Annotated in this window: 1 pseudogene; it reads left to right on the top strand. The window is 46.4% G+C overall.

Going from position 1 to position 563, the window contains the following annotated elements:
* A pseudogene (locus R7044_RS27165) lies at nt 1–563 on the top strand (RND family transporter); the annotation flags it as partial.

Genomic DNA, 563 nt, shown 5'->3' with positions numbered 1-563 from the left:
TAACACGATAGGTGAGTTTTCTAGTTGGCTACGAGACCAACCTGAAACAGACCATGTGGCGACATTGGCAGATGTTTATAAGCGTCTCAACAAGAACATGCATGGTGATGATGAGGCGTATTACTCGCTCCCTCAAGCGCGAGAGCTCGCAGCGCAATATCTACTGCTTTACGAAATGTCTTTGCCGTACGGCCTAGACCTCAATAATCAAATTAACGTCGATAAATCCTCGATCAAAATGGTGTTGACCGTGGCAAACCTCGGCAGTGTGGAACTGGTCGATTTAGAAAACAGAATCTATCAATGGTTTGCAGAGCATGCCCCTCATTATCAAGTGGTTGCATCAAGCCCGTCATTAATGTTCGCCCATATTGGAGAGACGAATATGGCGAGCATGCTGTCCACTTTACCGATCACGCTTGTTTTAATTTCTGCCTTGCTGATTTTTGCACTTCGCTCCGTGAGATTAGGGCTAATTAGTTTGATGCCCAATATTGCGCCAGCGGTCATTGGCTTTGGTTTGTGGGCACTGATATCGGGTGAAATCAACCTCGGCTTATCCG

The sequence above is a fragment of the Vibrio sp. 1402 genome, assembly GCF_033340275.1.
This window is presented reverse-complemented; position numbering and strand designations above follow the sequence as displayed.